At 59.8% G+C, this 24340-nt stretch carries 27 protein-coding genes; 14 read left to right on the top strand and 13 right to left on the bottom strand.

Annotated elements, in window-relative coordinates:
• The first annotated feature begins 85 nt into the window (after positions 1–85).
• From HX873_RS14870 to HX873_RS14855, 4 genes are all read left to right on the top strand, one after another.
• Complete coding sequence (locus HX873_RS14870) at positions 86–1207, top strand: beta-ketoacyl-ACP synthase III (RefSeq protein ID WP_003210699.1); 1122 nt, start codon at positions 86–88, stop codon at positions 1205–1207.
• Positions 1208–1232: 25 nt separating this feature from the next.
• On the top strand, positions 1233–1847 hold the full coding sequence (locus HX873_RS14865; RefSeq protein ID WP_177122847.1) for an RNA polymerase sigma factor: 615 nt from the start codon (positions 1233–1235) through the stop codon (positions 1845–1847).
• A complete protein-coding gene (locus tag HX873_RS14860) occupies positions 1841–2074 on the top strand; it encodes an anti-sigma factor (protein ID WP_003210701.1) in 234 nt (77 codons plus the stop codon). Before HX873_RS14865 ends, HX873_RS14860 begins: the two co-directional genes overlap by 7 nt.
• Positions 2075–2413: 339 nt before the next feature.
• Positions 2414–3748, top strand: a complete 1335-nt coding sequence (locus HX873_RS14855; RefSeq protein WP_003210703.1) for an OprO/OprP family phosphate-selective porin — start codon at positions 2414–2416, stop codon at positions 3746–3748.
• A gap of 34 nt (positions 3749–3782) precedes the next feature.
• On the opposite strand, the gene HX873_RS31805 is transcribed toward HX873_RS14855, so the two are convergent.
• Positions 3783–3938 carry a hypothetical protein gene (locus HX873_RS31805; protein ID WP_157222855.1) on the bottom strand — a complete coding sequence of 52 codons (156 nt, stop codon included), beginning with the start codon at positions 3936–3938 and terminating at the stop codon, positions 3783–3785.
• 39 nt (positions 3939–3977) lie between these two features.
• Here HX873_RS31805 and HX873_RS14845 point away from each other — a divergent pair, with 39 nt between their 5' ends.
• Complete coding sequence (locus HX873_RS14845) at positions 3978–5102, top strand: GNAT family N-acetyltransferase (RefSeq protein WP_003210704.1); 1125 nt, start codon at positions 3978–3980, stop codon at positions 5100–5102.
• An 11-nt stretch (positions 5103–5113) separates the two neighbouring features.
• On the opposite strand, the gene aqpZ is transcribed toward HX873_RS14845, so the two are convergent.
• The 5 genes from aqpZ to HX873_RS14820 all read right to left on the bottom strand — a co-directional run bounded on the left by aqpZ (position 5114) and on the right by HX873_RS14820 (position 10215).
• The gene (aqpZ, locus tag HX873_RS14840; protein WP_008437990.1) at positions 5114–5812 is read right to left on the bottom strand and encodes an aquaporin Z; all 699 of its coding nucleotides are present in this window, start codon (positions 5810–5812) and stop codon (positions 5114–5116) included.
• Positions 5813–5991: 179 nt separating this feature from the next.
• Positions 5992–7824, bottom strand: coding sequence for an ABC transporter ATP-binding protein (locus HX873_RS14835; protein ID WP_102605387.1), 1833 nt, complete (start codon positions 7822–7824; stop codon positions 5992–5994).
• Between the two features lie 83 nt (positions 7825–7907).
• Positions 7908–8471 carry a peptidylprolyl isomerase A gene (locus tag HX873_RS14830; protein ID WP_008437991.1) on the bottom strand — a complete coding sequence of 188 codons (564 nt, stop codon included), beginning with the start codon at positions 8469–8471 and terminating at the stop codon, positions 7908–7910.
• 3 nt (positions 8472–8474) lie between these two features.
• On the bottom strand, positions 8475–9278 hold the full coding sequence (locus HX873_RS14825) for an alpha/beta fold hydrolase (RefSeq protein WP_008437992.1): 804 nt from the start codon (positions 9276–9278) through the stop codon (positions 8475–8477).
• Between the two features lie 13 nt (positions 9279–9291).
• Positions 9292–10215, bottom strand: a complete 924-nt coding sequence (locus tag HX873_RS14820; RefSeq protein WP_003210710.1) for a LysR family transcriptional regulator — start codon at positions 10213–10215, stop codon at positions 9292–9294.
• Between the two features lie 49 nt (positions 10216–10264).
• Here HX873_RS14820 and HX873_RS14815 point away from each other — a divergent pair, with 49 nt between their 5' ends.
• From HX873_RS14815 to HX873_RS14805, 3 genes are all read left to right on the top strand, one after another.
• Entirely contained in the window at positions 10265–10579 is a 315-nt protein-coding gene (locus HX873_RS14815; protein WP_003210711.1) for a hypothetical protein, read from the top strand.
• Between the two features lie 151 nt (positions 10580–10730).
• Entirely contained in the window at positions 10731–11330 is a 600-nt protein-coding gene (locus tag HX873_RS14810; protein ID WP_177122846.1) for an FMN-dependent NADH-azoreductase, read from the top strand.
• 203 nt (positions 11331–11533) lie between these two features.
• Complete coding sequence (locus tag HX873_RS14805; RefSeq protein ID WP_177122845.1) at positions 11534–12415, top strand: carboxylate/amino acid/amine transporter; 882 nt, start codon at positions 11534–11536, stop codon at positions 12413–12415.
• Here HX873_RS14805 and HX873_RS14800 read toward each other — a convergent pair.
• Positions 12360–13265, bottom strand: a complete 906-nt coding sequence (locus HX873_RS14800; RefSeq protein WP_177040345.1) for a LysR family transcriptional regulator — start codon at positions 13263–13265, stop codon at positions 12360–12362. The two genes, HX873_RS14805 and HX873_RS14800, sit on opposite strands and share 56 nt — an antisense overlap.
• 153 nt (positions 13266–13418) lie before the next feature.
• Here HX873_RS14800 and HX873_RS14795 point away from each other — a divergent pair, with 153 nt between their 5' ends.
• Positions 13419–14063: a hydrolase gene (locus HX873_RS14795; protein WP_008437999.1), complete on the top strand. Its 645-nt coding sequence runs from the start codon at positions 13419–13421 to the stop codon at positions 14061–14063.
• Between the two features lie 50 nt (positions 14064–14113).
• Here HX873_RS14795 and HX873_RS14790 read toward each other — a convergent pair whose 3' ends face one another.
• Complete coding sequence (locus HX873_RS14790) at positions 14114–15412, bottom strand: mechanosensitive ion channel family protein (RefSeq protein WP_003210716.1); 1299 nt, start codon at positions 15410–15412, stop codon at positions 14114–14116.
• A 193-nt stretch (positions 15413–15605) separates the two neighbouring features.
• Between HX873_RS14790 and HX873_RS14785 the strand changes: the two genes are divergently transcribed.
• Positions 15606–16952 carry a DEAD/DEAH box helicase gene (locus tag HX873_RS14785; protein ID WP_063034035.1) on the top strand — a complete coding sequence of 449 codons (1347 nt, stop codon included), beginning with the start codon at positions 15606–15608 and terminating at the stop codon, positions 16950–16952.
• A gap of 46 nt (positions 16953–16998) precedes the next feature.
• On the opposite strand, the gene HX873_RS14780 is transcribed toward HX873_RS14785, so the two are convergent.
• Complete coding sequence (locus tag HX873_RS14780; protein WP_063032478.1) at positions 16999–17274, bottom strand: hypothetical protein; 276 nt, start codon at positions 17272–17274, stop codon at positions 16999–17001.
• Positions 17275–17428: 154 nt separating this feature from the next.
• On the opposite strand from HX873_RS14780, the gene HX873_RS14775 reads away from it, so the two are divergent.
• A complete protein-coding gene (locus HX873_RS14775; RefSeq protein WP_003210719.1) occupies positions 17429–17818 on the top strand; it encodes a hypothetical protein in 390 nt (129 codons plus the stop codon).
• 3 nt (positions 17819–17821) lie between these two features.
• On the opposite strand, the gene HX873_RS14770 is transcribed toward HX873_RS14775, so the two are convergent.
• The 3 genes from HX873_RS14770 to HX873_RS14760 all read right to left on the bottom strand — a co-directional run bounded on the left by HX873_RS14770 (position 17822) and on the right by HX873_RS14760 (position 19868).
• Positions 17822–18688, bottom strand: coding sequence for a DUF6279 family lipoprotein (locus tag HX873_RS14770; protein WP_102368339.1), 867 nt, complete (start codon positions 18686–18688; stop codon positions 17822–17824).
• Positions 18689–18754: 66 nt separating this feature from the next.
• Positions 18755–19480, bottom strand: coding sequence for a TorF family putative porin (locus HX873_RS14765; protein WP_003210721.1), 726 nt, complete (start codon positions 19478–19480; stop codon positions 18755–18757).
• 208 nt (positions 19481–19688) lie between these two features.
• Positions 19689–19868 carry a hypothetical protein gene (locus HX873_RS14760; RefSeq protein WP_003210722.1) on the bottom strand — a complete coding sequence of 60 codons (180 nt, stop codon included), beginning with the start codon at positions 19866–19868 and terminating at the stop codon, positions 19689–19691.
• A gap of 323 nt (positions 19869–20191) precedes the next feature.
• Here HX873_RS14760 and HX873_RS14755 point away from each other — a divergent pair, with 323 nt between their 5' ends.
• The 3 genes from HX873_RS14755 (at position 20192) to HX873_RS14745 (ending at position 23143) form a co-directional block, all read left to right on the top strand.
• A complete protein-coding gene (locus HX873_RS14755; RefSeq protein ID WP_076014775.1) occupies positions 20192–21028 on the top strand; it encodes a S1 RNA-binding domain-containing protein in 837 nt (278 codons plus the stop codon).
• Between the two features lie 53 nt (positions 21029–21081).
• Positions 21082–21489 (top strand): DUF2177 family protein, encoded by a 408-nt coding sequence (locus tag HX873_RS14750; RefSeq protein WP_008438163.1) that lies wholly within the window; start codon positions 21082–21084, stop codon positions 21487–21489.
• 211 nt (positions 21490–21700) lie between these two features.
• Positions 21701–23143 carry an NCS1 family nucleobase:cation symporter-1 gene (locus HX873_RS14745; protein WP_087694816.1) on the top strand — a complete coding sequence of 481 codons (1443 nt, stop codon included), beginning with the start codon at positions 21701–21703 and terminating at the stop codon, positions 23141–23143.
• Here HX873_RS14745 and HX873_RS14740 read toward each other — a convergent pair.
• Complete coding sequence (locus HX873_RS14740; RefSeq protein WP_177122844.1) at positions 23055–24263, bottom strand: MFS transporter; 1209 nt, start codon at positions 24261–24263, stop codon at positions 23055–23057. The genes HX873_RS14745 and HX873_RS14740 overlap by 89 nt on opposite strands.
• Positions 24264–24340: the final 77 nt, after the last annotated feature.

Below are 24340 nucleotides of genomic sequence, written 5' to 3'. Positions count from 1 at the left end.
AGGCCGCTGGGCGGCATAAAACTACTTACGGTTTGGTACGACGGTACCAATACCCTTCTGCCTGAACAGATTTAGAGGAACGACCGTGCATAACGTCGTCATCAGCGGCACAGGCCTGTACACCCCGGCCAACAGCATCTCCAACGAAGAGCTGGTGCAGTCTTTCAATGCTTACGTGCAACAGTTCAACCTGGATAACGCCGCCGCCATTGAACGCGGTGACGTGGAGGCCCTGACCGAATCCAGCGCCGCCTTTATCGAGAAGGCCTCGGGCATCAAGAGCCGCTTTGTCATGGACAAGGCCGGCATTCTCGACCCGCAACGCATGGCGCCACGCCTGCCCGAGCGCTCCAACGACGAATGGTCGATCCTCTGCCAGATGGCCGTCAGTGCTGCCGAGCAAGCGTTGCAGCGTGCCGGCAAGACCGCCGCCGATATCGACGGTGTGATCGTCGCCTGTTCCAACCTGCAGCGGGCGTACCCGGCGATTGCCATCGAAGTCCAGGAAGCGCTGGGTATCCAGGGTTTTGGCTTTGACATGAACGTGGCGTGTTCCTCGGCGACCTTCGGTATCCAGAACGCCGCCAACAGCATCCAGCTGGGCCAGGCGCGGGCGATCCTGATGGTCAACCCGGAGATCTGCACCGGCCACCTGAACTTCCGCGACCGCGACAGCCATTTCATCTTTGGCGATGCGGCCACCGCCGTGATCCTGGAGCGGGCCGACCTGGCCACTTCCGAGCATCAGTTCGACGTGGTGAGCACGAAGTTGCTGACCAAGTTCTCCAACAACATCCGCAATAACTTCGGCTTCCTCAACCGCGCGGCGGAAGAGGGGATTGGTGCCCCGGACAAGCTGTTCGTGCAGGAAGGCCGCAAAGTCTTCCGTGATGTCTGCCCGATGGTCGCCGAGTTGATCGGCAAGCACCTGTCGGAAAACCAGCTGAATGTCGGCGATGTGAAGCGTTTCTGGCTGCACCAGGCCAACCTCAGCATGAATCACCTGATCGTGAAGAAACTGCTGGGCCGCGAGGCTTCTGTGGAAGAGGCGCCGGTGATCCTCGATACTTACGCCAACACCAGTTCGGCGGGTTCGGTGATTGCGTTCCACACCTACCAGGACGACTTGCCGAAGGGCGCTGTGGCTGTGCTTAGCTCGTTTGGCGCAGGGTATTCGATTGGTAGCGTGATCCTGCGCAAACGCTGATCATGTTTTGAAATCGAGGTCTTGAATGGCAGCAGCGGACGACGCGCACCTGCTTGAACGATTGCTCAAGGGTGAGCAGCGGGCCTACAAGGAGTTGGTCACCACTTACCAGAGCGCTATGCGCGCGGTGGCCTATGCCATTGTTGGCCAGCGCCATGCCGACGAGGTGGTGCAGGACGCCTGGCTCTCGGTGGTGCGCAACCTGGCGAAATTCGAGGGGCGTTCCAGCCTCAAGACCTGGCTGCTGACCATTACTGCCAACTCGGCAAAGGGCCGCTACAAGCAAAACCGCCGGGAAGTGCTGCTCGATGACCTGCCGTCACCCCACGGCACCATCGGCGATGATCGCTTCGTGCCCGACGATGGCCACTGGGCCGTCGCGCCGTTTGCCTGGCATCAGGACACTCCCGAAGCGCTGCTAACCGAAGACGAACTGCGTAATTGCCTGGAGCACACGCTGGCCAGTCTTTCCGAACTGCAAAGCAGCGTACTGCTGCTGCGTGAGCGCCAGGGGCTGGAGTTGGAGGAGATTTGTAATCTTCTGACGCTATCGCTCTCCAATGTTCGTGTGCTGTTGCATCGAGCACGGCTTAAAGTCTTCGCCACGGTGGAGCATTTTGAGGAAACCGGCGAATGTTGACCTGTAAGGAACAAGTGGCACGTTCCAGTGACTATCTCGATGGGCAACTGACCTTTCGCGAGCGCCTGCTGGTGCGCCATCACCTGATGTTCTGCCCCAACTGCCGGCGCTTTATCCGGCAGATGCGCTTGATGCAGGCGACGCTGAAGATCCTGCCCGAGCCGCCTATCGCCGATGTTGATGCGTTGGCCGAACGCCTGGCCGCCGAGCGCTCCCGCGACCAATAATATCCATCACTTTTCACACTGAAACGAAGCCCGCATCGACAAAAGATGCGGGCTTTTTTTTGCTCAAAAAACAACCAAGATGAAAAATATTTCATTTTTATCAGGTGTTTTTACATTTTGTATCATCTGCCATTTTCACCAGTTTTCAGGGCTGGAGCATTGATTTCCGTAGGCTCTGGCTTATTTCGAATGGCTATTAAAAAGTTCCCGAGTAACAAAATCTTTATGTTCCGGCAACCCGGCTGAAATATCCCCTCGCCAAGATCGCCCCCCAACACCAGCGGCTCTAAACCGCGTGTTTTACCAATGCACAAGACCATCAATTAGGGGAATTCTTCGATGATCCGCAAGCACTTCGCCGGTTTCGCGGCCAGCGCCTTGGCCCTGGCCGTCACCGCCCAGGCTTTCGCCGGTACTGTCACTACTGACGGTGCCGATATCGTTGTCAAAACCAAGGGCGGCCTTGAGGTTGCAACCACCGACCAGAATTTCAGCTTCAAGCTGGGTGGTCGTTTGCAGGCCGATTACGGCACGTTTGATGGTTTTTACACCAAGAATGGCAACTCGGCGGACGCCACGTATTTCCGACGCGCCTACCTCGAATTGGGCGGCACGGTGTACAAGGACTGGAAATACCAGATCAACTACGACTTTTCCCACAACTCCGGCAATGCCGATGATGGCTACTTCGACGAAGCGTCCTTCTCGTACGTAGGCTTCAAGCCAGTGGTGATCCGCGCGGGTCGTTTCGACCAGGACTTCGGCCTGGAAAAAGCCACCAGTTCCAAATGGGTGACCGCCATCGAGCGTAACCTCGGTTATGAAGTCGCCGACTGGATCAACTCCCACGAGAACGGCATGGGCCTGCAGGTCAGCGCCGTGGTGGCTGACATGGCCTACCTGTCCTCCAGCGTGTCGTCCAAGGACATCAACGACAAGGACGGCAAAGGCGTGAAGCAGTTCAACGGCCGTGCCGTGTTTGCGCCGATGCACGACAGCGGCAACGTCTTGCACCTGGGTGTGGACGTGGCGGTGCGTGACCTGAAGGACACCTCGTTCGACTCGCGGATCCGTCCTCGCCTGGACGCTCGTGGCGTTGCCACCAACGGCGGTAACGATGCCGGGGCCAACGGCAACCGTGCGACCTTCGGCGGCGGTGTAGGGCTGGACTCCGGCAACCTGACCGCGAACGACGCCTACGACACCGACACGGTGTTCGGCGGCGAATTTGCCTTCGCCCGCGGTCCGCTGTCCCTGCAGGCCGAATACCTGAACCGCAAGATGAAGGCCGACAGCAGCGCTTATCAGGACGTGAAGGCCACGGGGTTCTACGGCCAGGTGGCCTACACGCTGACCGGCGAGTCCCGGGTCTACAAACTCGACGGCGCCAAGTTCGACACCATCAAGCCGCAGAACAAGCAGTTCGGTGCGTGGGAAGTGTTCTACCGCTACGACAACATCAGCGTTGACGACAAAAACGTAGTGCGTAACAGCGCGACCCGTGAAGTGGGTGACGCCAAGGCAAGCCTGAACACCATCGGTGTCAACTGGTACGCCAACGAAGCGGTGAAGGTGTCTGCCAACTACCTCAAGGTCAGCACTGACAAGATCCAGAACGCCAATGGCGACGACAGCGGCGACGCCATCGTGGCCCGCGTGCAATACGTGTTCTAGGCAACCTGTAATACCGCTCCAAAGCTCTCTTTCCTCATCCGTCAAAGCGCTCCTCATTTGGTTTGCCCCGCCGTTTGGCGGGGCTTTTTTTTGCGCCGTGTCCTGTAGGCGCGAGCTTGCTCGCGAAGAACCCGAGATCACCGCGTTCTGTCAGAATGGTCGCGTTGTCGTTAACGATCATCGCGAGCACGCTCGCTCCTACACAAAGCCGTGACCGTCGGGGAATGGGATGCCGTTACAACGTTTGAATAACCTGTCCGAGATTGCGCCCGATGAATGGAACGCGTTGGTCCCCGTCGATCAGCCGTTTCTGCGCCATGCGTTCCTCAGTGCCCTGGAAGACAGCGCCAGCATCGGCCCGCACTCCGGCTGGCAGCCCGAGCATTTGCTGCACTATGAAGGTGGACGGCTGATTGCCGCGTTGCCCAGCTATCGCAAATGGCATTCCTATGGCGAGTACGTGTTCGACCACGGTTGGGCCGATGCCTGCGAGCGAGCGGGCATTGACTACTACCCGAAATTGCTGACGGCCGTGCCCTTCAGCCCGGTCAGCGGCCCGCGCCTGTTGGCCGCCAGCGCCGAGGACGGTTTCGAATTGCTTAAAAGCCTGCCCGGTTACCTGGAAATCGAAGGCCTTTCCAGCGCCCATATCAACTTTACCGACGCCCTCGCAGACACCGCACTGGCCCGGCAGCCGGGTTGGCTGCAACGCCTGGGCTGCCAGTTTCATTGGCAAAACCGCGGCTACCGCGACTTCCAGGACTTTCTCGACGCGCTGAGTTCGCGCAAGCGCAAACAGATGCGCAAGGAGCGCGAACAAGTGGCGGGGCAGGGCATCGAGTTCGAGTGGCTGCAAGGTCATGAGTTGAGCGAGGCGCAGTGGGATTTTGTCTACGCCTGTTACGCCAATACCTACGCCATACGGCGACAATCGCCGTACCTGACCCGGGCGTTTTTCAGTCTGCTGGCCGAGCGCATGCCCGAGGCGATTCGCGTGGTGCTGGCCAAGCAAGGCTCACGGCCGGTGGCCATGGCCTTCAGCCTGATCGGCGGCAACAGTTTTTATGGGCGTTACTGGGGCTGCCTGGCCGAGTTCGACCGGCTGCATTTCGAGACTTGCTTCTACCAAGGCATGGATTACGCGATTGCCCATGGCCTGCAGCGTTTCGACGCCGGCGCCCAGGGCGAGCACAAGTTGATTCGCGGGTTTGAGCCGGTGATCACGCACTCCTGGCATTACCTGCGACACCCGGGATTGAAGACCGCCGTGGCGGATTTCCTGGAGCGCGAAAGCGTGGGGATCCTGGCATATGCCGAGGAGGCGAGGGCAGCCCTGCCTTATCGGCAGGGCTGAACCTGTCTGGCTCAGGCGGTTTTTTCCGCGCCCAGCCATCGATAGGTAATGCCGCCGACCACTGCACCGAGGATCGGCGCCAGCCAGAACATCCACAACTGCTGGAGCGCCCAACCGCCGACAATCAGCGCCGGGCCGGTACTGCGGGCCGGGTTGACCGAGGTGTTGGTGACCGGGATCGAGATCAGGTGGATCAGCGTCAGCGCCAGGCCAATGGCAATGGGCGCGAAGCCCGTCGGCACACGGCGGTCGGTGGCGCCGAGGATGATCAGCACGAACATCGCCGTCATCACCAGCTCGCACACAAACCCCGCTGCCATCGAATAACCACCAGGTGAGTGCTCGCCGTAGCCGTTGCTGGCCAGGCCCGAAGCCAGTTCGAACCCCGGCTTGCCGCTGGCTATGAAGTACAACAATGCAGCGGCAACGACGCCGCCGATTACCTGGGACACGATGTACGCCGGTAACTCCCTGGCCGGAAATCTTCCGCCCACTACCAGCCCCACCGACACTGCGGGGTTCAGGTGACAACCGCTGATGTGCCCGATGGCAAATGCCATGGTCAGCACCGTGAGCCCGAACGCCAGGGCCACACCGAGCACACCGATCCCGACCGGGGACGATGCGGCCAGTACCGCACTGCCGCAGCCACCCAACACCAGCCAAAACGTACCCAGTCCTTCCGTAACGGAACGTTTGAACAGTGACATGAACACATCCTTAATAGATTGCTCTATCTGATTAACGGGTCTGTGATGCATCCCTGCTGCCTTAAATCAGGGCCCTCCTGGGGCCTGATTGGAGTACAGCAGGATTGTGTCGCAAGACCAGCGGGATAAAGAAAACTGTCAGAATTGTTCGGAATTGAGGTTGCAGTTAACCAACGGAATCAGTCTATTCCGACGAAGCCACCGGTCTGGTGTTGCCACAATCGCGCATACAAACCGCCGTGTGCGAGCAATTCGGCATGGCTGCCGGTCTCGGCGATCTGGCCTTTTTCCAGCACCACCAGCCTGTCCATTCTGGCAATGGTGGACAGCCGGTGGGCGATGGCGATCACTGTCTTGCCCTGCATCAGGGTTTCCAGGCTTTCCTGGATCGCCGCTTCGACTTCCGAATCCAGCGCCGAGGTGGCTTCGTCCATGATCAGGATTGGCGCATCCTTGAGCAGCACTCGCGCGATGGCGATGCGCTGACGTTGCCCGCCGGAGAGTTTCACCCCGCGTTCACCGACGTGGGCGTCGAGGCCGGTGCGGCCCTCGGCGTCCGACAGCAATGGGATGAACTCGTCGGCGCGGGCCTTGTGCACGGCGGCCCAAAGCTCTTCGTCGGTGGCGTCCGGCTTGCCATACAGCAAGTTGTCGCGGATCGAGCGGTGCAGCAGCGAGGTGTCCTGGGTGATCATGCCGATCTGTTCGCGCAGGGTTTCCTGGGCGACGTCGGCGATGTTCTGGCCGTCGATCAGGATACGGCCGCCTTGCAGGTCGTACAGGCGCAACAGCAGGTTGACCAGGGTGGATTTGCCCGCGCCGGACGGACCGATCAGGCCGATCTTTTCACCCGGTTCAATCGCCAGGTTCAAGCCGCTGATGATCCCGCTCTTCTTGCCGTAGTGGAAATCCACCTGATCGAACCGCACCTCGCCATGGGGCACTTCCAGGCGCGGGGCATTTTCCCGGTCGGTCACTGCCAGCGGCTGGGCGATGGTTTTCAGGCCGTCCTGGACCATGCCGATGTTTTCGAAAATGCCGTTGACCACCCACATGATCCAGCCGGACATGTTGACGATACGAATCACCAGGCCGGTGGCCAGGGCGATGGCGCCCACCGAAATCAGGGATTGGGTCCACAGCCACAGGGCAAGGCCGGTGGTGGTGACAATCAGCAGGCCGTTCATGGTGGTAATCACGATGTCCATGCTGGTCACGACGCGGCTGGCCAACTGGGTTTTCTCGGTCTGCTCGACAATGGCTTCCCTGGCGTAGTTCTGCTCGAAATTCGTATGAGCGAACAGCTTCAAGGTGGTGATGTTGGTGTAGCCGTCGACGATCCGCCCCATCAGTTTTGAGCGTGCCTCGGAGGAGATGACCGAGCGCTCCTTGACCCGTGGCACGAAGTACCGCAGGGCCAGGCTGTAGGCGACGATCCAGGTGATCAGCGGGATCATCAGGCGCCAGTCGGCTTCGGCGAACAGCACCAGGGCGCTGATGGCGTAGATCGCCACGTGCCAGATCGCGTCCACGGCGGCCACTGCGGAGTCGCGCAGGGAGTTGCCGGTTTGCATGATGCGCTGGGCAATGCGCCCGGCGAAATCGTTCTGGAAGAAGTTCAGGCTCTGTTTGAGCACATAGCTGTGGTTTTGCCAGCGGATCAGGCTGGTCATGCCGGGGCTGATGGTCTGGTGCACCAGCAGGTCATGCAGGGCGCCGAAGATCGGGCGCAACAGCAGGGCGACCACGGCCATCCAGATCAGCTCGGTGGCGTGGATCTGGAAGAAGTTGGCGGGCGGCGTGCCCTGGGCCAGGTCGATGATGCGGCTCAGGTAGCTGAACAGCGCCACTTCGATCAGCGCGCCGATCAGGCCCACCACCAGCAAGGCGGCAAAGCTTGGCCATACCTGGCGCAGGTAATAGACGTAGAAGGGTAGGACTTTGTCTGGAGGGGCCGCGCTGGGAGGTTCGCGGAAGATGTCGATCAGTTGTTCAAAACGACGATAGAGCATTAGGTCTGACGCCCGCGCGGCGGGCTCTCCTGTTCAAATGCGCGCGACGCCTTGCGGGCCCCGCGCGAAACTCCCTGTAGCCTTCAGTCGATGCGCTTGGCCGACTTGATCAGGACAGGATCGATTGGCACGTTCTGCATGCCCTGTTTGGTGGTGGTCTGCGAGTTGACGATGATGTCGACCACGTCCATGCCCTTGACCACTTTGGCGAACACCGCGTAACCGGCATCACGGCCCGGGTCGAGGAAGGCATTGTCCGCAACGTTGATGAAGAATTGGCTGGTGGCGGAGTTCGGGTCGTTGGTACGCGCCATCGACAGGGTGCCGCGCACGTTATGCAGGCCGTTGCTGGCTTCGTTCTTGATCGGTGCTTCGGTCGGCTTTTGCGACATTTGCTGGGTAAAACCACCGCCCTGCACCATGAAGCCCGGGATTACCCGGTGAAAAATGGTATTGGTGTAGAAGCCCTTGTCGACATAGGCCAGGAAGTTCTTGGTACTGATCGGGGCTTTGACCGGGTCCAGTTCGATCTCGATGTCGCCATTGGTGGTGGTGATCAAGACGTGGGGTGCCTTGGCGGGTTCGGCCGCCATCAGGTTGGCAGCGAACAGTACGGAACCGGCAAAGAGGGCGATTTTTTTCAGCATGGGTCAGTGATCCTGGGTTGTGGTTTCGACTGTCTTGAGAAAATCGAGCAGGGTGTTGTTGAAGCGTTCGGGTTGGTCCAGCGGCGTGGCATGGCGGGAATCCTCGATCACCACCAGCCGCGCATCGGGCAGCAGTTTTACATAGATTTCTTTCTGCGCCACGGGGGTGTAGTCGTGGTCGGCGCTGATGACCAGGGTTGGACAGGATATTTTCGAAAGTTGTTCCTGTACGCCCCAGCCAACAATCGCATCGAAGCTGGCGAGGTAAGCACGTTTGTCGTTTTTTGCCCAGCGTTCGGCCATCTTGCGCCGCAGTTCGGCCTGTTCGGGCTTGGGAAACAGCAGGCTGCCCAGGGCTTTGCCGATGGTGGTCAGGCTGAGGATGCGCGCCAGGCTCCAGCGCTTGGCCCACTGCCAATAGTCGCTGGCGCTGCGAACCTTGACCTGGGGCGCACTGTTGACGATGCACAGGCTCTTGAGCATTTGCGGCTCATCCACTGCCAGTTGAAAGGCGATCATGCCACCCATGGACAGGCCGACCACGTGGGCCGGCGGCAAATGCAGGTGTTCGATCAAGGCCACCAGGTCGGCGGTGAAGCCGGCGATGCTGTAGCGCTCACGGGGTTTGTCGGAGCGGCCGTGACCGCGCACATCCACCACCACCAGGCGATAGTGTTGGGACAGCACGGGCACTTGCAGTTCCCAGTCCAGGCAACTGGAGCCCAGGCCGTGGATCAGGATCAGCGGCGCGCCGTGGCCATATTCCTCGTAATGCAGGGTGCAACCTTCATGTTCGAAATAGGCCACGTGAACTCCTTGTTCAGGCTTGCTGCGGTGCGGCGAATGGCGCGTCCAATGGTGCAGTGTCGAAGGTGCGCAGTAACTCGACGAGAATCTGCGTGGCCGGGCCCAGGGGTTTGTCCTTGTTCGAGTAAAGATAGAAGGTCGGGTTGCGGCTGCCACCCCGTTCCAGGGGCAGTAGCTTGAGCAGGCCTTCCTTGAGTTCGCGTTCGATCAGGTGTCGCGGCAGCCAGGCGAAGCCCAGGCCGCTGCTGACGAAGGTGGCGGCGGTGGGCAGGCTGCCGACGGTCCAGCGCTGCTCGGCGCCGAGCCAGCCGACGTCCCGTGGCTGCTGGCGGCCGGAGTCGCGGATCACCACCTGCATGTGGCTTTCCAGATCCTGGAAGCTCAGTTCGCGGTGCAATTGATGCAGCGGATGTTCGGGGTGGGCCACGGCGACAAATTCGACGTCGCTCATTTCCGTACCGAGGTAACCGGGAATGATGAACCCGCTGATGGCGAGGTCGGCCATGCCGTCCATCAACAGCTCTTCGACGCCGGACAACACCTCTTCGCGCAAACGCACCCGGCAGCCACGGCTTTGCGGCATAAAGGCAGTGAGGGCGCGCACCAGGCGGGCGTTGGGGTAAGCGGCATCGACCACCAGCCGCACCTCGGCTTCCCAGCCTTGTTCCATATGGTGGGCCAGGTCTTCCAGTTGGCTGGCGTTTTTCACCAGTTGCCGGGAGCGGCGCAGCAGCACTTCACCGGCTTCGGTGAGCACGGCCTTGCGCCCGTCAATGCGCAGCAGCGGCACGCCAAGCTGATCCTGCATCCGGGCCACGGTGTAGCTCACCGAGGATTGCGAGCGGTGCAGCGCTTCGGCCGCCTGGGCGAAGCCGCCATGGTCGACCACGGCTTGCAAGGTGCGCCATTGATCAAGGGTAACGCGGGGCGCTTTCAAGATGAGCTCCTCTTGTCCTAAGCTGGCGGTCCTTATTGGAGACTGCCGAATGAGAAAATTCTGTTGTGTGCTGCTGGCGTTGCTGCCGTTGAGTGCGTTTGCATTCAGTACCGATGTGACGAAAGACATTCAGGGCGTGAAGATCGATTACAGCGCGTCGGACGTCGACAGCACTATCAGTTCGATCCAACTCACCAACTACGGCCCCAATGACGCGGAGTGCAAGGTACGCTTTACCAACGGCCCGGAAGCCCCGCGTACGCGCAAGGTCACGGTTGCAGCAGGGAAAACCACCAATACCACGGTCAAATTCAACCGTGCCGTTATCAAGATGCGTATCCAGCTCACCTGCGCACCGAAATAAGGCAAAAGCGGAGCTTGCGTACAGCAATACTCCGCTTATAAACAAATTTCTAGATGGGTTATAGCAGTTTTTTACGCTTTTTAATCGAACGGACCCTGTCTAACCTTCACTCCATCGCCTTACAGCATTCACCGATGGAGCTTACATAATCATGGCCCGTGTTCTGATCATCGAAAGCAGCGCCCGTCAGCAGGACTCAATCTCCCGGCAGCTGACCCAACAATTCATCAGCCAATGGAAAGTCGCCCATCCGGCTGATCAGATCACCGTACGAGACCTCGCCATCAACCCGGTTTCGCACCTGGATGCCAATCTGTTGGGCGGCTGGATGAAACCTGCCGAGCAGCGCAGCACGGTTGAGCAGGCCTCCCTGGACCGCTCCAACGAACTGACCGATGAGTTGCTGGCCGCCGATGTGTTGGTGATGGCCGCGCCGATGTACAACTTCGCGATTCCCAGCACCCTCAAAGCCTGGCTCGACCATGTGCTGCGTGCCGGTGTGACCTTCAAGTACACCGCCACCGGCCCCCAGGGCCTGCTGACCGACAAGCGCGCCTTTGTGCTGACCGCCCGCGGCGGCATTCACGCCGGTGGCAGCACCGACCACCAGGAACCGTACCTGCGTCAGGTCATGGGCTTTATCGGCATCCATGACGTCACGTTCATTCATGCCGAGGGTGTGAACCTGGGCGGTGATTTCCAGGAGAAGGGTTTGAACCAGGCCAAGGCGTTGTTGGCCCAAGTGGCGTGAGATGTTAATCGTCAGATAATCGCCCGCTGTTTAGATAGCTCCACGCAACCCTTCAAGTACGCGTATCGAACCTCCCTTTGCACTTTTTGCTCCTGAGTGCTCCCGCCCGACTGACGCTTTTAGCGAGGTCGGGTTTTTTTTGCCTTGAGTTTCGTAACGCGCGGAAAACCGCTAATGTCGCGCCCATTCAAAATGAGGCGAGCATGGGCTATCTACTTGTTGTGACGCTGATCCAGGCGTTTTCCTTCAGCTTGATCGGCGAATACCTGGCCGGTCACGTCGACAGTTACTTCGCGGTGCTGGTGCGCGTGTTGTTGGCCGGGCTGGTGTTTATCCCCCTGACCCGCTGGCGCTCGGTAGAGCCGGCGTTCATGCGCGGCATGCTGTTGATCGGCGCGCTGCAGTTTGGCGTGACCTACGTGTGCCTGTACCTGAGCTTTCGCGTACTGACGGTGCCGGAGGTGTTGCTGTTCACCATCCTGACACCGTTGCACGTGACCTTGATCGAAGACGCCCTGAACCGCCGCTTTAACCCGTGGGCGCTGGTGGCCGCACTGGTGGCGGTGGCGGGGGCAGCGGTGATTCGCTTCGACCAGATCACCCCGAACTTCTTCATGGGCTTCCTGCTGCTGCAACTGGCCAACTTCACCTACGCCGCCGGGCAGGTGCTTTACAAGCATCTGGTGGCCCGTCATCCAAGTGATCTGCCGCATTACCGGCGCTTTGGCTACTTCTATCTCGGCGCGTTGGCGGTGGCGTTGCCGGCGTTCCTGATGTTCGGCAAGGCCAACTTCCTGCCGGAAGCGCCGTTGCAATGGGGCGTGCTGGTATTCCTCGGGCTGGTCAGCACGGCACTGGGCATGTACTGGTGGAACAAGGGCGCGTGCATGGTCAACGGTGGCACATTGGCGGTGATGAACAACCTGCATGTGCCGGTGGGGTTGTTGCTGAACTTGCTGATCTGGAATCAGCATGAACCGTTGGGCAGGTTGCTGCTGGGCGGGTTGGTGATTCTCGGGGCGGTGTGGATCAGCCGGCTGGGCCTGCGGTCGTCGGCGCCAATTGCGTCAGCAAAAAATCAATGAATGCGCGGGTCTTTTGCGGCACGCGTCGCGCTGACGAATAAACCGCATTGATGGTGATTGCCGGCGCCTGCCATTCGCAGAGCACCGGCACCAGGCGCCCGGCGCTCAGGGCGTCTTCGACGATAAAGTCCGGCAATAGCGCGATGCCCATCCCGGCCTCTGCCGCCTGGGCCAGCAGGTCGCCGTTGTTGGCGTGCAGAGGGCCGGTAACGTTGACCCGCTGGGTTTCCTGGCCCTTGCTCAATTGCAGGCTGACGCCGCTTTGCAGATACCCATAATTGAGGCATTGGTGGTGGCGCAGGTCTTGCGGGGTCTGCGGTGTGCCCGCGCGTGCCAGGTAGGCTGGCGCAGCCACCATGATCCGTGGCGCAGGTGCCAACTGGCGGGCGATCATCGTTGAGTCGGGCATGCTGGCGATGCGGATGGTCACGTCGAACCCGCCGCGTACCGGGTCCACCTGCTGGTCACTGAGCACCAGTTGCAGTTCGATATGCGGATGCTGTTCATGGAACAGCGGAATCAACCGCCCCAGGCGATGCAGCCCGAACGACATCGGCGCATTGACCCGCAACACGCCCCGTAGCTCGCCGATACCATCCCGGGCCCGCTGTTCGGCTTCGTCCAGGGCGGCCAGTACCTCACGTGCTGCTTCAAAATACTCGGCCCCGGCCTCCGTCAAATGCAGGCTGCGGGTGGTGCGCTGAAGCAGTTGCACGCCTATGGCTTCTTCCAGCGCCTGAATCTGTTTGCTGACTTTTGAGCGCGGTACGTCCATGGCTCGCGCGGCGGCCGCGAAGCCGTTCTCGCCGACCGTGACGACAAACGCCCGCATGCATTCAATACGATCCATGATTGTCCCTCTTTTAGAATCAATGATTCTCGATTTTAGGTAATTGTCTCGATTTTATCCATCCCATAAAGTTACTTCCAAGCCGCCAGCCAAGCTTCACAGCGGCGCTGAACGCACCCCTTACCGAATCGAAACCATTAAAAGGAAGTCACCATGTCTATTCGCGAATTGCTCAACCCAGCCAACTCCACCCTGATCCTGATCGACCACCAGCCGCAGATGGCCTTTGGCGTGCAGTCGATCGATCGCCAGACCCTGAAGAACAACACGGTGGCGCTGGCCAAGGCGGCGAAGATCTTCAACGTGCCGACCATCCTGACCTCGGTTGAGACCAAGAGCTTCAGCGGCTACATCTGGCCGGAACTGCTGGACGTGTTCCCGGACCAGCAGCCGATCGAGCGCACCTCGATGAACTCCTGGGAAGACAAGGCGCTGGTGGCCGCGGTGAAGGCCACCGGGCGCAAGAAGCTGATCATGGCGGCCCTGTGGACCGAGGTGTGCCTGAACTTCCCGGCCCTGGAAGCCCTGGCCGAAGGCTACGAGGTGTACATCGTCACCGACGCCTCCGGCGGCACCAGCAAAGAAGCGCATGACATGTCGGTGCAACGGATGATTCAGGCGGGCGCGGTACCGGTCACCTGGCAGCAAGTGCTGTTGGAATACCAGCGTGACTGGGCTCACAAGGAAACCTACGACGCGGTGATGGGCCTGGTCCAGGAGCACAGCGGCGCTTACGGCATGGGCGTGGATTACGCCTACACCATGGTTCACGGCGCGCCGCAGCGTCAGGTCAAGTAAGGTCCAACGCAAAAAAAACGGCACAACTCGGGTTGTGCCGTTTTTTGTTGTTACATCACTGCCTTTTCCGCCGGGGGCAGGTGACTGGCCCCCAGCACCGCCGGCAACATCCCCGCCCGCAAGTCACCGCCGCTGGGCTGCTGGTACAGGCTCAAACCAAATTCCGGCAGCACCGCCAGCAGGTAGTCGAAGATATCGCCCTGGATCCGCTCGTAGTCGGCCCATGCGGTGGTGCGGGTGAAGCAGTAGATCTCCAGCGGGATGCCTTGGGCGGTGGTCTGCATCTGCCGCACCATGCAGGTCATGTTCGGCTGGATCTCCGGATGGCTTTTCAGATAGGCCAAGGCATACGCGCGGAAGGTGCCGATATTGGTCATGCGTCGGCGGTTGGCGGACATCGCCGCGACATTGCCCTGAGCTTCGTTCCAGGCCTTGAGCTCGGCCTTCTTGCGGCTCATGTAGTCGGTCAGCAGGTGTACCTGGGTGAGCTTCAGCTCTTCGTCGTCGCGGATGAAACGCACGCCGCTGGCGTCGATATACAGGCTGCGCTTGATCCGCCGGCCACCGGAGGCCTGCATGCCGCGCCAGTTCTTGAACGACTCGGACATCAGGCGCCAGGTGGGAATCGAGACGATGGTCTTGTCGAAGTTCTGCACTTTGACGGTGTGCAGGGTGATGTCGACCACGTCACCGTCGGCGCCGACCTGGGGCATTTCGATCCAGTCGCCGACCCGCAGCATGTCGTTGCTGGTCAATTGCACGCTGGCGACGAACGACAGCAGGGTGTCCTTGTAGACCAACAGAATCACCGCCGACATTGCACCCAGACCGGAAAGCAGCAGCAGTGGCGAGCGGTCGATCAACGTGGCGACGATGATGATGGCGCCAAACACGAACAGCACCATTTTCGCCAACTGCACGTAGCCCTTGATCGAGCGGGTGCGGGCGTGTTCGGTGCGGGCATAGATGTCCAGCAGGGCGTTGAGCAGTGCACTGATCGCCAGCACCATGAACAGAATGGTGAACGCCAGGGCGACATTGCCGATGAACAGGGTGGCGGTCTTGCTCAGGTCCGGCACCAGGTACAGGCCGAACTGGATCACCAGCGACGGCGTCATCTGCGCCAGGCGGTGGAAGACTTTGTTGTGCCGCAGGTCATTGAGCCAGTGCAGCGCGGGTTGCCGGCCCAGCAGCTTGACGGCGTGCAGGATGAGGTAGCGGGCCACTCGTCCGAGCAGCAATGCCACTACCAGCAACACCATCAGCGCGAGGCTGGAATGCAGCAGCGGGTGTTCGTCGAGGGTGCCCCAAAGGTCTTTGACGTTGAGCCAGAGCTGTTTGATATCCATGGGTAAACGCGATTCTTCTGTAAGACGTGACGGGCCGATTAGAGCATTTAAGTACGTCAAAGTTGTGGTTGTGGACAAATCCCCTGACAAAAAAGCGCCTGATTAACCCAGTTCGCGTAAAGAAACTCGGCCTCGGCGCCCGAAACCGTTACCCTATGCAGCTGTTTTTTTGTATTTCTTCGAGGTAGCACCCGTGTTTTCCCAATTCGCCCTGCACGAACGCCTGCTCAAAGCCGTGGCCGAGCTTAAATTTGTCGAGCCAACGCCTGTGCAGGCAGCGGCCATCCCGCTCGCGCTCGAAGGGCGTGACCTGCGGGTGACGGCTCAAACCGGGAGTGGCAAGACTGCCGCTTTCGTCCTGCCGATCCTTAACCGTCTGATCGGCCCGGCGAAAGTCCGTGTCAGCATCAAGACCCTGATCCTGCTGCCGACCCGCGAACTGGCCCAGCAGACCCTGAAGGAAGTGGAGCGCTTCTCGCAGTTCACTTTCATCAAGTCCGGCCTGATCACCGGCGGCGAAGACTTCAAGGTCCAGGCCGCCATGCTGCGCAAGGTGCCGGACATCCTGATCGGCACCCCGGGCCGGATGATCGAACAACTGAACGCCGGCAACCTGGACCTCAAGGAAGTTGAAGTCCTGGTGCTCGACGAAGCCGACCGCATGCTCGACATGGGCTTTGCCGACGACGTGCAGCGCCTGGTGCAAGAGTGCGTCAACCGCCAGCAGACCATGCTGTTCTCGGCCACCACCGGTGGTTCGACCCTGCGCGACATGGTCGCCAAGGTCCTGAACAACCCTGAGCACCTGCAGGTCAACAACGTCAGCGACCTGAACTCGACCACCCGTCAGCAGATCATCACTGCTGACCACAACGTGCACAAAGAGCAGATCCTCAACTGGTTGCTGGCCAACGAGACCTATCAGAAGGCTATCGTGTTCACCAACACCCGGGCCATGGCCGACCGCATCTACGGTCGCCTGGTGGCTCAGGAGTACAAGGCGTTCGTCCTGCACGGTGAGAAAGACCAGAAGGACCGCAAGCTGGCCATCGACCGCCTCAAGCAAGGCGGCGTGAAGATCCTGGTCGCCACCGACGTTGCCGCCCGCGGCCTGGACGTGGATGGCCTGGACATGGTGATCAACTTTGATATGCCCCGCAGCGGCGACGAATACGTGCACCGTATCGGTCGTACCGGGCGTGCCGGCAACGATGGCCTGGCGATCTCGCTGATCTGCCATGGCGACTGGAACCTGATGTCGAGCATCGAGCGCTACTTGAAGCAGTCGTTCGAGCGCCGCACCATCAAGGAAGTCAAAGGCACCTACGGCGGGCCGAAGAAGGTCAAGGCATCGGGCAAGGCCGTTGGCGTGAAGAAGAAAAAGGTCGACGCCAAGGGCGACAAGAAGAAGGCCGGTGCCAAGTCGCCGACCAAGCGCAAGATTGCCAACCGTCCAAAGACCGACAACCTGTCGTTGGTCAGCAAGGACGGCATGGCGCCTCTGAAGCGCCGCAAGCCGGAAGCACCGGCTGCCGAGTAAGGCTTGAGCCATAAAAAAACCGGACAATGTCCGGTTTTTTTTCGCCTCAGTTTTTGGCCTTGGCCGCTGCTTCGTCCATTTCCTTGAGGCGCTGGTCGATCAGTTGGCACTTGTCGGGCAGGTCCGCGCTGGCGGTTTCCAACTTCATGTTCTGCAATTCTTCGTTGATCTCCTTGGCCTTCTCCGGGTTCTGTTGGGTGAGCTTGGTCACTTCCTTGGCCAGTTGTTCACGTTTGGCGGTGGCTTCTTCGAGCGTGCAGGCCCAGGCGGGCAGGGCGGCAAGCAGCGTGGCGGCGACGGCCATATTCAGCAGGGTTTTCATGATTCGGACCTCCATGGCGGTGATGAACGGTTGAGGGCCGTGAGCACTGAAAAGTTCAGCGAAATCGCGTCCGTCCGCTAGGCTGAACGGACGACGGGTCCGGCATGTCACACCTTTGAAGGGCCTATTTCGTGTGCCTTCAGGAGGAATCAGGATGACGACTTACGATTGGGATTTGATCGAACGACTGCTGCATGAGGTACAGAACGGTGGCGCCAGCTTCGCCCCACGCAAATACGCCGAGGAAGAAGCGACTAAAAGGGCCGCCGCCGGAGAGCCCATCGGTAATCTCGATGAATTTAAAAAGCTCGCGGCGGATTACGAGGCGTTGTTGTTCAAGCACGGCTTTATTGAGTCGCGGTCAGAGGAAGAGTGCGGCAATGGTGAGAACTTCAAATTGACCCAGCGCGGCTCACAGTTGCTGAGCCTGATCGACAGCTGTATCCCCGGTGATAATCACCCGCGTCAGGTGCTGGACGAGCAGGCGGATGCTCTGGATCCGGCGACGTTTGATGAACTGGCTTCCAAACCACAGATTGCCTGATGACTATGGGGTGCCAGCCTTCAGGCATTTAAGGGCCTTGAAGTCGCTGCGCACCTTGTCGATCTTTTGTGTCAGCTTCTGGCGTTGTTGCACGGTGCTTTCCGCCATCAGGTCGACGATCAGGCTGCGGGCAGCGGCTTCGGTCTGGGCGTAGGCCTGGCGATATTCCGGCGTCCACAGGCTTTCGCGATTCACCAGCAGTTGCTCGATCTTCTGTGGGAAATCGCTGCTGTGGCGGTCTTTGACGGCTGCGATAAATAGTGTTTGCCAGTGGGCGCGGTTGCCAATCCATTGTTGGTTCTGCTCACCCAAGGCGATCGACCAGGCGGTGACGCGATTCTGCTGGCTGGCACTTAACGGCCCGAGCCACGCATCGAGGCGCTTGTTCATGCGCTCGGCGCGTTCCTTGATCTGCTGCTCGAGGGGCGGTTTCAGGTATTCGTCCTGACGCTTGCGCAGGTCCTTGGCGAACGCTTGCTCCATATCCTTTACTTGCTGATCGTCCAGCCCCTGCAGTAGCTCGACGGCGGACGGCGTGATCGCCCGGGCGCTCTCGGCAATAGCTTGTTTGGCTTCGGCGGTACGGGTTTGCAGGGCGGCGTCGGTCACCTGGTTGGTGTCGACCATCTGTTGCAGGCGATCGAGCCAGTCCAGGTAGCCCGGCAACTGGGTGGTGCAATGCCAGGCCAGGTGTTCCTTGAGTGTGTCGTTGAACCAGCTCTTCTGCCCGGCGTTCATTTCCAGGTAGTCGCTGAGGGTCCAGGGGATGATCACATCCAGATTGCGATAGGCCAGGCCCACCCGATTGCAGCCGGCAAGCACCAGGCTGAGGGTCAGCAACATCACCAGAAATTTTAACCGACGCAGCATGAGCGAGTCCTTGCGCAGACGAGAGTATTGCATCTGAACCCGTCAGGGCAGCGACAGTTCAGCCCATCAATAAAACGCCCGCTCGGCCTTCAGGGTCAACAGCCCGTCGCATTGCGAGTTGTGTCCGGAGTAGGCCGAGCAATCGCCGCCGCTGAGGCTGGAGTCGCTGTAGATCAGGTTCAGGTCGACGCCCATCCATGGCCTGGAAAATTGTACCGACCAGTCGCTGAAGCTGCGGATCGAGCTGCCATCGGCCACCGAGACCGGGGTGCCGAGCTGGTGGGTGGTGTATTTCATGCTGACGCCGATGCCGAACGGCTTGGTGCCGCCGAGGTCGGCGAACAGGGTGCTGTCCTGCCGGTCCGGGTCGTTGCTGAAGGAGGCGCCGAAGCGATTGCCCAGCAAGGTCAGGCCGCCGTAGAACTCCTGGCTGTCGAGGGGGCTCAGCTTGGGATAGCTGTAGTGAATCATCCCCAGTTCATAACCCAGGGTCTGGTCGAAGGGGCGTTTGAAACCCAGGTAGGAGTCGACTTCCAGGTTGCTGGTCGGGGAAATGCCCATGCTCGGTGAGAATTGGCCGAGGTACAGGCCGCTGCCGTGGCTCAGGTCCAGGCCGCCATGGAACGAGTCGCTCCCGGGCGCCGTGGGCTTTACCAGGCCTTGAGCCATGCTTCGGCTGGGTGTCGTGCCCAATTTCAGGTCGAAATCACCCAATTCACGCTGGAAAACCTGCGCTTCGGCGAGGGGGCTGGCCAACAGGGCACCGGCCAGGAATATGCAGGATTTGAGCATGCTTCACTCCATGAAAAGCGAGGAGCAGTAACGGGAAATATCAGGCAAATGCCCGATCTAGACGTGTGCAAGCATACCGGCGATGGTTCGCAGATGAGGCCCGTTCGTCGATTGGCGTAATAAAGGGGTGTATCAGGGGGTAGTGCGGGCTCTAGTCCTAGCGCCTTGAAAGGCAAAGCGCATAGGGACCAGGTGTAATGCGCGAGTCTTACTTTTTACCCAGGGTGATCTGCTTGGACGGGCCGAAAGTCTGGCCGCTTACGCCTTTGGCAATCTGCTGGATTTCGCCGCCCTGCTTGAGGAATGCAGCAATTTGGCTGTTGATCGATTCGCTGGTTTCAACGGCGGGAGCTGGCTTTGCTTTGCTGTTGGATGCTTTTACGCGCATGGCGGCCACTAACCTGTAGAGAATTAACTTGGCCATGCATCGTACATGAAATGCTTGACAATTGCTTGGCAAATATCCCCCTGAAATATACGCAGGGTTTATGATTCGCCTGGATTATTAAGTGAAATACTCACCTAACTTGCTGTTTTAACTCGAATCACTCGAGGAAATCCGGCCGTGGGTACTGGCTGGATTCAGCCCGATGACCTGACGAGCGGGGCGCTTCTCGGCAAACCCATGATTTTTCAGGCCTGTACGCCGGTACGCGGGACCGCCGTCGTCAACTCGGGTAGAATGCCGCCCACGCAATGAGGGTATTTGAGATGGCTTTAGTCGGGCGCTACAACAGCTTGCAAGTGGTTAAACACACTAACTTTGGTTTGTACCTGGATGGTGATCAAGAGGGCGAAATCCTCTTGCCCAACCGATATATCCCCAAAGATATTCCCAGTGAAGATGAAGACTGGCTCAACGTTTTCATTTATCTGGACAGCGATGACAAACTTATCGCGACCACCGAAAAACCAAAAGTACAGGTGGGTGAATTTGCCAGTCTGAAAGTGGTTGAAGTCAACAGTATCGGTGTATTCCTCGATTGGGGCCTGCCCAAGGATCTGCTGCTGCCTTACTCCGAAGAAAAGCGCCAGCTGACCGCCGGTGAGTATTGCGTGGTACACGTCTACCTCGACAAACACACCAAGCGCATCACCGCCACCGCACGCCTTGACCGCTACCTGGACAAGACCCCGGCCACCTACAAGGTCGGCCAGGAAGTTGACTTGCTGGTGGCCGAAGCCACCGACATGGGCTTCAAGGCCATTATCAACAACAAGCACTGGGGCCTGATCCACAAGAACGAAGTGTTCAAGTTCCTGCGCCCGGGCAAGGAAGAGAAAGGCTTCATCAAGGAAATCCGCGCCGACGGCAATATCAGCCTGAGCCTGCAGCCTGTGGGTGAAGAAGCGGCCTCCAGCCTGAACTCGAAGATCCTCGCCAAGTTGCGCGACAACAACGGCACCTTGCCGGTCAGCGATAAAAGCGACCCGGCACTGATCAGCAGTTTGTTCGGTGTCAGCAAAGGCAACTTCAAGAAGGCCATCGGCGCCCTCTACAAACAGGGTCACATCGTGATTCACGCGGATCGCATTGAACTAAGCTGATCGCGGTTTGCTCTTCTGTAGGAGCACGCTTGCTCCTGCAGAAGGCCGCCTCAATGTCCAGAAAAACGCTTTTCGCCTACCTCGGTACGTTGCTTGCCTTTCTGATGCTTGACGGCCTGTGGCTCGGTGTCCTCATGGGCCCGACCTACAAAGCGCTGCTCGGCCCGTTGATGCTTGACCAGCCGCGCCTGTTCCCAGCCGTGGCGTTCTATCTCCTCTATGTATTCGGTTGTGTGGTGCTTGTCGTCCTGCCTGCGTTGGCGAGCGGCGGCTGGCAGCGTGCCGCGCGGCTTGGTGCACTCCTGGGATTGGTAGCCTACGGCACCTATGACCTGAGCAATTGGGCAACCCTGCAGGGCTGGTCCGCCGGTTTGGCCTTCATGGACATCGCCTGGGGCACCTTCCTGACTGCCGTTTGCTGCACCGTGGGCTATCAATGTGCGCGCAGGGTGCACAATTGATTGTGTACAGGATTGCCCTGCACCATCGCTGAGCGAATCACCACCGTTCAATCGTCTCTACGCCGCCTGAAGAGCCAAGCTCCACGGGGGATTGTGCCGAGTTTTATTGCATTGGCACGCATTCTGCTCATCAACTCGTATACAAACCATGCCGCCTCCCGTACGCACTCCCGTCGCGGGTGGCAGGCCGGTATTTACGAGGAGCCCTGCGATGACCGAACAATTGCCCAAAGGCTACAGCCCGCGCCTGTACAACCAGGACCTGGGACCGCTGCCGCAAAAATGGAACTGGTACAACATCTTCGCCTTCTGGATGAGCGACGTGCACAGCGTCGGCGGCTACGTATTCGCCGCCAGCCTGTTCGCCCTGGGGCTGGCCAGTTGGCAGGTATTGATCGCCTTGCTCGCCGGGATTTGCATTGTGCAATTGATCGCCAACCTGGTGGCCAAGCCGAGCCAGCAGGCGGCAGTGCCGTACCCGGTAATCTGCCGGTTGGCCTTTGGGGTATTCGGGGCGAATATCCCGGCGGTGATTCGTGGCTTGATCGCAGTGGCCTGGTACGGGATCCAGACATACCTGGCGTCCAGTGCATTGATCATCGTGGTGCTGCGCTTTTTCCCACAGATGGCGGTATACGCAGAACCGCACTTTGCCGGCCTGTCGTACCTGGGCTGGTTCGGTTTCCTCAGCCTGTGGACGCTCCAGGCGCTGGTGTTCTGGGCGGGCATGGAGTCCATCCGTCGTTTCATCGACTGGGCGGGGCCTGTGGTCTATGCGGTGATGTTTGCCCTGGCAGGCTGGATCGTCTGGAAGGCTGGCTGGGCCAATATCAGCTTCACCCTGGCGGAAAAATCCCTCTCAGGCTGGCAGGCGTTTGGCCAAATCATCGTGGCAACCGCGTTGGTGGTGTCGTACTTTTCCGGGCCGACCTTGAACTTCGGTGATTTCAGCCGCTACTGCCGCACGATGAAAGACGTGCGTCGCGGAAATTTCTGGGGCTTGCCGGTAAATTTCCTGGCGTTCTCCCTGGTCACCGTGGTGATCGTCTCGGGCACCTTGCCGGTGTTCGGCGAAATGCTCCACGACCCGATTGCCACCGTTTCGCGCATCGACAATGACATGGCTGTGTTGCTGGGGGCGTTCGCCTTTGTCACTGCGACTATCGGCATCAACATCGTCGCCAACTTCGTCTCGCCGGCCTTTGACTTCGCCAACGTGGCACCGAGCAAAATCAGCTGGCGTGCCGGTGGAATGATTGCGGCGGTGGCCTCGATCTTCATCACCCCATGGAACCTGTTCAACAACCCGCTGATGATCCACTACACCCTCGATATCCTCGCCGCGTTTATCGGGCCGTTGTTCGGGATTCTGCTGGTGGATTTCTACCTGATCAAAAAACAGAAGATCGACGTGGATGCGCTGTTCGATGACAGCCCGAGCGGGCGCTACTACTTTGACGGCGGCGTGAACTGGACGGCGGTCAAGGCACTGGTGCCCGCGACGCTGGTAGGCGTCGCGATCACCTTCACCCCGGTGCTGCAGGGCATGGCCAATTTCGCCTGGTTTACCGGCTGCTTCCTGGGTGGGCTGTTTTTCCTGGTGTTGGCGCGGCGTGAACAGGTTCGCGCGCCTGTGTCGATGGTTGCCGGCTGACCAGCACCGATCCGGCCACCAACAAACCGGCGCCTGCTACCACCAGCGCCGGTTGCAGGCCGCCGCTGAGGTGGCTGCTCACCGACGCCAGCAACGGACCGCTCAATTGGCCGATCGCAAAGCTGGCGGTCAGCAACCCGGTGCTGCGCTGGTAGCCGTGGGGGGCGACCTCACGCAAGCGCGCCATCACCAGTTGCATGCACGCCAGGAATGGCCCACCGCACAGCAACACCCCCAGCGCCAGCCCCCAACCGTTGCCCAGCAGGCAGGCAAACACGCCGGCCGCTTGCAGCCAAAGGGTTGTCATCAGCCAGCGACGGGTAGTGTCCGGGTCCTTGCGGCGCAAACTTGCCGCCACCACGCCAATCGCGGCAGCCAAGCCAAAGCAGGGCCAGAACAGGTCTGCTTGCCATGCGCCCTTGAATTGCGCGCTGGCCATCTGTGACAGGAATGTCGCCGGGATGATGTAGCCAAGGCCATACAACACGTAGATCCAGCACAGGTGTGTGATGCTGCCGTTGCTGGCCACGTCGGTGTGGCTGGCAGCGGGCGAGTCGGCAGCGGAAGGCTTGGGCAGGAACGGCAGGATTGCCAGCAGCATGACCAGGGCGACTACCCCATACACCAGCCACAAGGTTGCAGAGTCTTGCCCCAACAGGTTGGAGCCCAGCGCCAGCAACCCGGTCAACAGAATTCCCAGCCCCGGCCCCGCAAATACCAGCGCACCCAGGCGTGGGCGCCCGGCCGCAATGGCCAGCGGCTGGCTCAGGCTGGTAATCATCACCAGCGCCCAGGCACTGGCTACACCGGTACCAAAGCGCAACAACAGATGCGGCCAGAACCCGTGGGCCCAGTACGACGCCAGGGTCAGCAGCACACACAGCCACAGCCCACCGTACAAACGCCCGCGTACATGATGATGGCTGCGGGCAAAGATCGAATCCACCGCACCGACGAAATAACCCAGGTAGTTGGCCGCCGCAATCAGGCCGGCGCCGGTCAGGTTGATCTGCCCTTCACTGAGCAAATGCGGCATTTGCGGGGTGAGCGCGAATCGACCTATGCCCATGGCCATCATCAGGGCGATAAAGCTGGCGAGTAAGCGGATCAGCGGTGACATGGTGGTTTTTCCTGGGAGCAGCGAGTGACCATCAGGCTAAAGCGGATTGACTTTCTTTAAAAATGAATAATAGTGAG

This window comes from Pseudomonas sp. P7758, from assembly GCF_013386485.1.
Taxonomy (GTDB): domain Bacteria; phylum Pseudomonadota; class Gammaproteobacteria; order Pseudomonadales; family Pseudomonadaceae; genus Aquipseudomonas.
Note: the sequence above shows the minus strand (reverse complement) of the source record. Positions and strands in the feature narration are given on the sequence as shown.